Genomic DNA, 9,276 nt, shown 5'->3' with positions numbered 1-9,276 from the left:
AAATAATCAATTATCAATTGTAGGTTGGGTGAAGCGATAGCGCAACCCAACACCCAGCAAATAATCAATTATCAATTGTAGGTTGGGTGAAGCGATAGCGCAACCCAACACCCCCCAACCCATAATCTATAGTTAGAGACTCGACCCACCTTTGAAAATCCATGACCAGCAACAGTTCATTAGAATAACGCCTAGCCGCCGTCGAAGCAGCCACCACCCCAATTATAGAACAGATTGCCCCTACTCAATCGATGAATGGGTTACGCGAAATCACCAGGTCTTTCAAGGATGAACCGGCTTTTGAGGAAATCCTAGCACTAGGACAAGCCATTCGTCGAGGGAATGAGTCTGTATTGGATGCACCGAACAGGATGGATGCTAGAATTGTAGCGATCGCACTGTCGAGGTCTATGATTTTATTAACCCGTAATCATCGAGGTTTTAGCAAAGTGACAGGATTGGTCATAGAAGATTGGACAATAGGAAGATAAATCAACCAGACAACCATGAAAGACTCAACCGAAACCCTGCTGATGTTAGCCGAACTCCTCGAAGCTGAACCGCCAATCCTACCGCCAGAGGCTGTGCAACCCGCTCAGGAATTGGCAGCCAACTTGCAGAATCTATCTGAAGCCGATATCAATCAGGCATCAGATATGATTATAGACTGGATCGGACAATTTCCGCAAGCCCAAAATCACTTGGAAAAAGCCCGGCGACAAAGACCCCGCAAGCAAGCCGACGAACTCGAAGAAGATTCTCCCGATAAGATACAATACACAATTCCCAACTTCCAAATCATCGAAGAAACGGAAACCTTGGTGATTATTACTCCGGCTCCTAATTCCCCCCAAATCTCCTTGTTTATCTATGTTCGGGAAAGTTTGAGTCGATGGATTCAAAAACACTAATTTCCCACACGGTTTATGCTCCCAATTTGCACCTTTTCGCGTTTCATCTGTGGCGAGGATTGACGGGGGAAACGGATTCCCTTGCGCCGCACCCGAAACAGTTATGGGAAAGGGGAGATGATATTTTAAAGGCGCTGGGTTTTACGGAACGCCTCGACATTTACGGCTACCCAGAAAACTCCCCAGAACCCCTCGGCGCGGAAATTAACCTGAATCCTAATAACCGTCTCAAGCTCACGGGAACTCTGCCTAATTCTGAATTAAAAATAACGGGTAATATCTACACCCACCGACTGAATGATAGTTATAGCTTAACGGTTAATTTGCGCCGCCCAGAACAGGAAAATGGCGATAAAACTCCAGAGGTCAATATTTCATTTTGGCGCAATTTAAATACAGAAAGCCTGGTTTTTTTACCCGATTTTATCAAAAGCTCGCTCGGTCAAACATTACTATTAACGGCATTTTTGCCAGTACATGAACGCACAAAAAAGCCGGAAGATTTACAAAATTTTGCCCGCAATTGCTTGGCACAGGTGATGCCTTCCCGTAAGGTTGAACGTCCACCTTTGCACAAGCTGGGTGAGTTGTTCGGTAGCCCGTTTTTTGAGTTTGGCGGTCAAGTTGTTGACGGGAATTTAGAGGGGGAAGCGCAGGTGCAACCCCATATCATCATCTTCCTGTTTCGGGACGATTTAGCCAGTGAAAAATTCATCGATGCTTATCGCCAATTTATCAATCTATTTTACTATCGAAATAAGGTGCTTTCCGCCTACCGGGAAACGCGGACACTGTACCGCAAAACCTACAGCGCCTATACACAGTTAGAGCATAAAGTCAAGTCTTTTAAGCAAGAATTAACCCAAAATGAAACCCGTCTAGGGTTGACTGAGGCGCAACTGGAAGACCTGAAAAAGGTGTTAAAGGAATTGGCGGCGTTAGATTTGGAATATGCGCGACTGTTGCGAAACTATAAGCATTGTCGCAATACGATTAGCATCAATACGAAAAACTATCAAGTAACATTGACGGAGATTTTTAATATCCTCCAAGAGAAGGGTTATAATTTACAACAGCAGGAAATGGATGTTTTCGGGGAGTTTAGCGATCGCACTTCTCCCTATTTCCAAACCCGCATAGGGGACGAACTTAACTACTTTGTGGAAGGTTCGAGTTTAGCGGATAAAGCGATCGCCTCAATTCGTGGTATAGTGGAGATTGAACAAACCCAACGCGATCGCACCCGCCAACAACAAAACCAACAACTCCAAGACGAAATTCAGGCTTGGGGTGTAGCCATTGGGACGGGAGCCATTATCGCTTCAACTTCCGGGTTAATGTTTGAAGAACCGAGGATTTTTCCCCAACCTGAAAATGGCGGGGGAATTTCCCATCCTTTTGCGATCGCTCTTTTCGCCAGTTTTGCAGGTGCTATTCTTGGCTGGGGTGGGACTAAATTTCTCATCTGGTTGAGTCGTCGGAAAGGGTTTCCTTTTCGTTAGCTGGTGGGGGTCAAATAGGAGCGCTCGCCAAATAAAATACTATTTTCTACCATCGAAATAAGTCTGAAAAACCGCCTTAGCAATAGGCGCGGCGGATACAGAACCATAACCACCTCTTTCCACCAAAACAGCGATCGCAATTTCTGGTTTATCAGCAGGTCCAAAGGCGACATACATAGAGTTGTTGGGGTGTCCGGGAATTTCTACCGTTCCAGTTTTCCCTCCGGTTAAAGGAATAGAACCATCATTCAAAATTCTAGCAGTTCCCTCCTTAACCGTATCAATTAACCCCTGTCGGACCACATTTAAACTACCCGCCGAAATCGAAGTTTTAATGGGTTTAGTTTCATCGGTATTAGTTTGGGAAGCCAACAGGTGAGGCTGTACTCGATAGCCGCCATTCGCCACCGTACTGGTCATAACCGCCAATTCTAAGGGAGTAGCTAAAACCAACCCCTGACCGATCGCCATAGTCACAGTATCTCCCGTGTACCAAGGCTCATTATACCATGCTTGTTTTTCCTCTGGGGTAGGGATTTGACCATGATTAGCACCATCAAGTCCCAATAAATCCAAATTAATAGTGCCACCAATACCTAATTCTTTCCCCCATTTAGCAATTTGATGAGGTCCGGCTGCCATTCCCACCTGATAAAAAAAGGTATTACTACTAACAGCCAGTGCCTTTCTAAATCCAATAGTACCATAACCACTATTACTATGCTCATGAAAACTCACCCCACCAATGGTAATAGCCGCCGCAGTGGGTACAGTTGAATTAGGGGAAAATTTCCCCGATTCTATACCAGCGATCGCCGTAACAATTTTAAAGGTACTACCAGAGGGGTAGCCCTGTACAGCCCTATTTAACATAGGATTCTCGCCGCTTTGTAATTGTTCCCATTGTTGTGCAGTCATCGGACCAGAGAATATATTAGGATTGAAGCTAGGATGACTAACCATAGCCAAAATCGCGCCAGTTTTGACATCTAAGACTACTACCGCACCAGAGCGATCGCCTAAAGCCGTTTCCGCAGTTTTTTGTAGTGCGAAATCTAAAGTTAGCTGAAGTGGCTGACCAGGTTCAGGTGTTTGAATACCTAACTCCTGAATTTCTTCTCCCTGGGAATTAACCTCAATTAATCGATTTCCCCACACTCCCTCAAGGGAAGAGTTAGCTATACGTTCTATCCCCATTTTCCCGGTTAGCATTCCCATAGGGTATTGAGGATTAGCCTTTAATTCTTGTAAACTAGCAGCGCCAATATATCCTAAAATATGGGAAGCCAGATGATTGTGTGGATAATAACGTTGAGACTCCCCGCGAACTTCTACCCCTTTCAAATACTCAGAACGTTCGGCGAGAGCAATAAACATTCCCGGGCTAATATCCTGTTTAATTAGCACAAAAAGATGGGAATTATAGCCCTGATTTTCGATAAGATTAATAATTTCTTGTGGAGTGATATCAAGAATCGGACCCAGTTGGGTAGCAATTTCCTGCCACTGTTGGGGTGACTGTTCCCTAGGCCAAATATAAACTGATCGCGCCAAACGACTGCGGGTGAGTCTTTGATTATGGCGATCGAAAATTTCCCCTCGTTTCGCCGGAATAGGAACTAGGCGCAGTCGGTTATTTTCCGCTCTCTCCCAATTGATAGCTCCTTGAACTAATTGTAAATTAGCGAGTTGAACAGTGTACAAACAAAACCCGGCAGTAATCAACAACAGCAGGATAATACCACGATGCAGACGGCCACGGTAAGACTGATGCTGCTGCGGTTTATCAGAAATATATTGATTGTGAGGGGTAAACGGAGATTCACCAGCCATAGTTATCCTATCCAATGACCTACCTTTTATTTTTCAAAAGTGGTGTTATGAATCCGGAAAATCTATAGGCTGATTATTCCGTCGTGTAAACCTAAGGAGCAAATTGTTGTTCTTCGATGGTGACAGGTTGTTCCGCATTTTTCTTAGAGATAATAGGGTCTAGGGGAGTTTCCACAGGAGGACTAGCGCTAGGCTTTAGAGAAGTGGAAGCATTAACAATACCACCGGAGACGATAATTTTGAATGCTTCTTCTACCGATAGGGATAAGTCGATCGCTTCATGGCGGGGAACAATAGCATACCAGCCACTGGTAGGGTTAGGAGTAGTCGGCACAAAAACACCAATCATATCTTCCGATAGGTGAGATTGAATGGTAGAGTCTGCTGATCCGGTCACGAAAGCCAGAGTCCAGACTCCCCGTCGGGGATATTCTATCAGAACCACCCGCCGAAACTTATCATTGGAGTCTCTGAGTAGAGTTTCCAGAAGTTGTTTGAGGGTTTTGTAAACTGACCCCGCCAAGGGAATGCCTTGTAAAATCTGTTCACTGAGGTTAAGTAACCACTGACCAGCGATATTTCTAGCCATCAGACCAATGAACAGAATACCCATTAATGGAACGGCTAACCCCACTAAAATATTAAGTAGATTGACCAGAATAGGATTAAGGCCATCAAAGGGGTTAACTTGTTTAGGAATGCGGGTGAGAAATTTAATCACCGCTGTAGCCACGGTAATACTAAGCCAGATAGTTGTCGCGAGGGGAATTACCACCAGCAACCCGGCAATTAAATCATTTTTTAAATCATGTTTGAAGTTTTGGAACACGGGGGTTCACTCTCCTGTTGACTAAAATGATGGGTTGGGAAAAATGGCGACTGCTTACCCAAAATGGGTGAGGGGACTGGCTGACTGAATCCGACCAAGAAGCCCAGGAGTTTTTGAGCCTAGAACATTCGTTTTCGCTGTCGGTGGTTAGCAACGGATTCAACTAATCCCATGGCTAGAAAATTACTTAGGAGTGCCGATCGCCCATAGCTTAGAAATGGTAAAGGGATACCTGTAACTGGTGCTAGTCCGATATTCATGCCAATATTTACAAATACTTGGAATATCAACATTGACAATACCCCGATCGCAATTAAGGAGCCAAAACTATCCTTAGCAGTTTGGGCAATAATCACCAATCGCAGGCAAATTATCCAGAATACCGCCAAAACAATAATACAACCTATAAACCCCAATTCTTCCCCAATGGCAGAAAAGATAAAGTCGGTATGCTGTTCGGGAATAAAATCTAGCTGAGTTTGAGTGCCCTGATACAAACCTCGGCCATATAACTGTCCCGAACCAATGGCAATGCGAGATTGAATTAAGTGGTATCCTGCTCCTAGGGGGTCTTGCTCTGGGTTTAAAAATCCAATCAGTCGCTGTTTTTGATAATCTTGCAGAAACCCCCATAAAATATCTCCTAATTTTCCGGCTCCCAAATTCATACCCAAGGCTAGAGGTCCGGTCACACAGCGCCAAGGTAAACTCCACCAGCCGACAAACCCCATGGCTACAGCCCAAATAATTCCAGCAGGTTGATAGACTGTGGTTAAAATAGCTGCACAAATGGGGGACAATAACAGGATTAACCAACCGGGATGGACATTGCCCCAATACAACATTCCCAGGGTAATCATACCAAAGACGAGGGAGGTTCCTAGGTTGGGTTCAATTAATACTAACGCCCAGGGAACGGCGGCGATAATCAGCATTTTGATGGTGTCTGGAATACTGGGTATCTTGACCTCGTGCAGAAGTGCTGCCAAAACAATAATTATCCCCACCTTGGCAAATTCGGAGGGCTGGACGTGAAAACCACCAATATTAATCCAGCGTTGGGCTCCTAGGGCTGTGGTTCCGATAAATTGAACGGCAATCAGCGATAGGTTAACGATAATATAAACTATCCATTTCCAATCGATTAGTCTTTCATAGTTACTCCTGGCAATTATCATCGCTAGGATTAACCCTATACCTCCGGTGATCCAGTGTTGCCACCAGTCTGTCAGTCCTTGGTTGATTTCTACGCTACGGATCATGATGCCGCCTAACACGGTGAGGGCGACACAGGCGAGTAATAAAAACCAGTCTATTTCTGCCCAAGGTGCTAGGGGCGATCGCCTATAACTTTTTAATCTGGCTCTGAAAAACATATAATTTGGCGCTTGTTTAACTGTTTAACTTTAACCTACCCATGGAAACAGGTACAATCAAATCACTTAGGTATCACCTTTTTTGATGGGTTCATAGAGATATTCAAAGGCGTTACCGTCCGGGTCGCGACCGTAAAAGGAAGCGGTACCGTCTCGGTGTTCGTGAATGGGGGTAATTTCTGCCCCTTGTTGTTGTAATTGCTGATAGGCTGTTTCTATTTCCGTGCGATCGCTAAAGACAAACCCAAAATGGGATCTGGCTTGGCTGTAGCCTGGACCTAGCAAGGCGAGTCCATCATCTCCCGCCTTTAAATAGGCCCAATCGCTATCTTGCCATACTAATTCCATACCCAGATTTTGGTAAAAATTGGCAGCAGTCTTAATATCTTGGACACAGATGGCCACATGACCTAGGCGTTTGAGTTGCATAATTCAGAGATTAGGGTTTATGGTTGCTATTTTACGAAGAAAGTGAGCAAAACCGCCCACTCTCCCCCACTGTCAATTACTTTAACCCGCCTTGACCAGTTCTTTGTCAGCGGTGCGATCGCTCTGGACCGGCGCACTCAAAGCCTCTTCTAGGGATGATTTCCCCAGACGTTCTTCTAGGATATCCATTACCGCCCGTCCAAAATCATTAGGGTTTCGTTTCCACGCTTCTAAACACACTTCCCCAAACAAGGACCCCAAGGGTTCTGGGTTCCACAGAAGTTTCCGGGCTGTCCAAGGCATCAAACTCATGGGATTATAATTGCGATCGAGTATACCGTTTTTAAAGGCATATTCTTCTAAATGGGTGTGAGGTTGTAAGCCAATAAAAAAGATGGCAGGTTCGACTTTATCCGCCCCAAAAATTGCCTCCAATTCCCGATGATAAGCAATGGTTTGGCGGATAGTGTCCAAGGTTTCATCAATTACATTAAACGAATAGTTAACAGACACCAAATCATTAAATCCGGCTGCTTTTAAATCGCGGCAATTTTCTAATACTACCCGCAGATTATATCCCATCCGCATTTTTCTGACTAATTCCTGTGAGCCGCTGGTGATACCGATTTCAAAATAATTCATTCCGGTTTTAACCATCAGATCACACAATTGGGGGGTGAGATTATCAGCCCGAATATAAGCCGCCCAATTGATATCATTCATGCCAGCATCAAGGATTTTTTGTAGCAGTTCGACCGCATCATCAATAAATCGACGGGCGGGGATAAATTGAGCATCTGTAAACCAGAAATTCCGAATGCCACGATGGTAAAGTTGCTTCATTTCTGCGACTACTTCATCAGCGGGATTAATCCTTACCTGTTTACCTTCAATTACGGTATAGACACAATAACAGCAGTTGTGGGGACAACCACGCTTAGTCTGAACACCGATATAAAAATCCCCGTCCTGAAAATAGTAGTCAAACTCCGGCCAAACTTCGCTGATATAATCATAGTTGCAGGCGGTTTTCTCAATATTAGTCGGTTTTTCATGAATCATGCGATCGCGTGGTTGAGTTTGTCCGACCACATAACAGCGTTCATTACTGAAGTCTTCACCCCTCAATAATTTTTCTAATAAAGCCTCTCCTTCCCCCACAGAAATAATTGTGCCATCAGGGAGACTCTCCCCTAATTGTTCATAAAACACACTCACCGCGCCGCCACCTACTAGCGCGCGCGCTTGGGGTTGATAGCGTCTGGCTCGGTTGAGTCCCTGCCGTACTAAACTGGTATTGCGCCACAGTTCGTTATAGTAGGATGCTGCTAACCGTAATCCCCCTAAAGCACCCCGCAACTTAACTAGGGGGTTTTTGGCATAGTAAAACTCAAAGGCATTTTGCAGAGGATTTCCGCCCCGTCCACCCACGGGAGCATAAATTTGGATATCCCGCCACGAAAATACTAACAGCGTCGGCTTAAACTCGTCAATGCAGCTATTGAGGGCTACACTATAGTCTAGGGGGGGAACAGTCCCTAAATCAAAGATTCGCTGTTCTACAGACCCAAATAGCTTATGTACATGGTCTGCTAGGTAAACTACCCCTATGGGGAAGATGGGGTTACAAGGGAGGCGAACGTATAGGATTTTTTGGTCCATGATTTTAAATGAGTGAATGGCTTGCTTATTAATATAACTTAACAATATAGCTGGCTGTTTTCATCTTACAATCATTAGCTGTGGCTGATGAATTTGCTGCGATCGCCTAATTTGAGCCGATTGGGTGATTGGTCAAATATATGAGAGTGGGTGGGTTCAAGGAAAAAATCATGATCGATTGGTAGTCCGGATTACAACCAATAGCGATCGCAAAGTGTTAGTTTGGCTGTATACCAAACTCATATTGCAATACTCCTTAACATGGCTCAAATTCTTGATCCCCTACCCTATAACAGTCCTGGCCGAGTTCTCTGCTGCTACGTTAACGCTACTAGCAATATTCAGATTGCCAGAATTAGCAATGTCCCTAATTGGTATTTTGAGCGGGTGGTGTTTCCCGGTCAGCGTTTAGTGTTTGAAGCTATACCAGAAGCACTTTTAGAGATTCACACAGGAAAAATGGCTAGTTCCATTCTATCCGATAAGATTCCCTGCGATCGTCTGCAAATTGACCAAGAACTCCCAGCCATTGATGAAGTCCACCCCAGTGCCGCAGCTATAGCTTACCATGAAAGGGTCACAGGTCGCAGTTCTGGAGCCAAGCCCTCAGTTTTAACAACTCCCGCTTTGAGTTCTATTGATTAACCAGTAGGGTGCGTCAGACCCAGATAATCGGAATCATCACCAGACCATGGAAAACTGACGCACCAAAGTAGGGTGCGTCAGACCCAGAT

Annotated in this window: 9 protein-coding genes; 4 read left to right on the top strand and 5 right to left on the bottom strand. The window is 44.8% G+C overall.

Annotated elements, in window-relative coordinates:
- Positions 1-251: 251 nt before the first annotated feature.
- From P5674_RS20140 to P5674_RS20130, 3 genes are read left to right on the top strand one after another with little or no spacing between them, the layout of a single operon-like run.
- A complete protein-coding gene (locus P5674_RS20140) occupies positions 252-491 on the top strand; it encodes a hypothetical protein (RefSeq protein ID WP_006617645.1) in 240 nt (79 codons plus the stop codon).
- Between the two features lie 15 nt (positions 492-506).
- On the top strand, positions 507-911 hold the full coding sequence (locus tag P5674_RS20135; protein ID WP_152088389.1) for a hypothetical protein: 405 nt from the start codon (positions 507-509) through the stop codon (positions 909-911).
- The gene (locus P5674_RS20130; RefSeq protein ID WP_315670225.1) at positions 893-2,413 is read left to right on the top strand and encodes a hypothetical protein; all 1,521 of its coding nucleotides are present in this window, start codon (positions 893-895) and stop codon (positions 2,411-2,413) included. The genes P5674_RS20135 and P5674_RS20130 overlap by 19 nt, the downstream gene beginning before the upstream one ends.
- Positions 2,414-2,452: 39 nt before the next feature.
- On the opposite strand, the gene mrdA is transcribed toward P5674_RS20130, so the two are convergent.
- From mrdA to P5674_RS20105, 5 genes are all read right to left on the bottom strand, one after another.
- On the bottom strand, positions 2,453-4,246 hold the full coding sequence (gene mrdA / locus P5674_RS20125; protein WP_006617648.1) for a penicillin-binding protein 2: 1,794 nt from the start codon (positions 4,244-4,246) through the stop codon (positions 2,453-2,455).
- A gap of 91 nt (positions 4,247-4,337) precedes the next feature.
- Complete coding sequence (locus P5674_RS20120) at positions 4,338-5,075, bottom strand: DUF502 domain-containing protein (protein WP_006617649.1); 738 nt, start codon at positions 5,073-5,075, stop codon at positions 4,338-4,340.
- 119 nt (positions 5,076-5,194) lie between these two features.
- The gene (rodA, locus tag P5674_RS20115; protein WP_006617650.1) at positions 5,195-6,451 is read right to left on the bottom strand and encodes a rod shape-determining protein RodA; all 1,257 of its coding nucleotides are present in this window, start codon (positions 6,449-6,451) and stop codon (positions 5,195-5,197) included.
- A gap of 66 nt (positions 6,452-6,517) precedes the next feature.
- Positions 6,518-6,880 carry a VOC family protein gene (locus P5674_RS20110; RefSeq protein ID WP_006617651.1) on the bottom strand — a complete coding sequence of 121 codons (363 nt, stop codon included), beginning with the start codon at positions 6,878-6,880 and terminating at the stop codon, positions 6,518-6,520.
- A gap of 81 nt (positions 6,881-6,961) precedes the next feature.
- Entirely contained in the window at positions 6,962-8,542 is a 1,581-nt protein-coding gene (locus P5674_RS20105; protein WP_014274600.1) for a photosystem II high light acclimation radical SAM protein, read from the bottom strand.
- A gap of 261 nt (positions 8,543-8,803) precedes the next feature.
- On the opposite strand from P5674_RS20105, the gene P5674_RS20100 reads away from it, so the two are divergent.
- Complete coding sequence (locus P5674_RS20100) at positions 8,804-9,187, top strand: DUF1830 domain-containing protein (protein WP_014274599.1); 384 nt, start codon at positions 8,804-8,806, stop codon at positions 9,185-9,187.
- The last annotated feature ends 89 nt before the right edge of the window (positions 9,188-9,276 follow it).

Source organism: Limnospira sp. PMC 289.06, assembly GCF_032350395.1.
In the GTDB taxonomy this organism is placed as follows: domain Bacteria; phylum Cyanobacteriota; class Cyanobacteriia; order Cyanobacteriales; family Microcoleaceae; genus Limnospira; species Limnospira platensis.
The sequence above is the reverse complement of the archived record's forward strand: the minus strand, read 5'-3'. Positions and strand labels throughout refer to the sequence as shown.

Excerpts from the sequence above, each read along its gene's own strand:
- P5674_RS20105 (WP_014274600.1), bottom strand. The coding sequence starts at position 8,542 with ATGGACCAAAAAATCCTATACGTTCGCCTCCCTTGTAACCCCATCTTC.
- P5674_RS20140 (WP_006617645.1), top strand. The coding sequence starts at position 252 with ATGAATGGGTTACGCGAAATCACCAGGTCTTTCAAGGATGAACCGGCT.
- P5674_RS20100 (WP_014274599.1), top strand. The coding sequence starts at position 8,804 with ATGGCTCAAATTCTTGATCCCCTACCCTATAACAGTCCTGGCCGAGTT.
- P5674_RS20130 (WP_315670225.1), top strand. The coding sequence starts at position 893 with ATGGATTCAAAAACACTAATTTCCCACACGGTTTATGCTCCCAATTTG.
- rodA (WP_006617650.1), bottom strand. The coding sequence starts at position 6,451 with ATGTTTTTCAGAGCCAGATTAAAAAGTTATAGGCGATCGCCCCTAGCA.
- P5674_RS20135 (WP_152088389.1), top strand. The coding sequence starts at position 507 with ATGAAAGACTCAACCGAAACCCTGCTGATGTTAGCCGAACTCCTCGAA.
- mrdA (WP_006617648.1), bottom strand. The coding sequence starts at position 4,246 with ATGGCTGGTGAATCTCCGTTTACCCCTCACAATCAATATATTTCTGAT.
- P5674_RS20110 (WP_006617651.1), bottom strand. The coding sequence starts at position 6,880 with ATGCAACTCAAACGCCTAGGTCATGTGGCCATCTGTGTCCAAGATATT.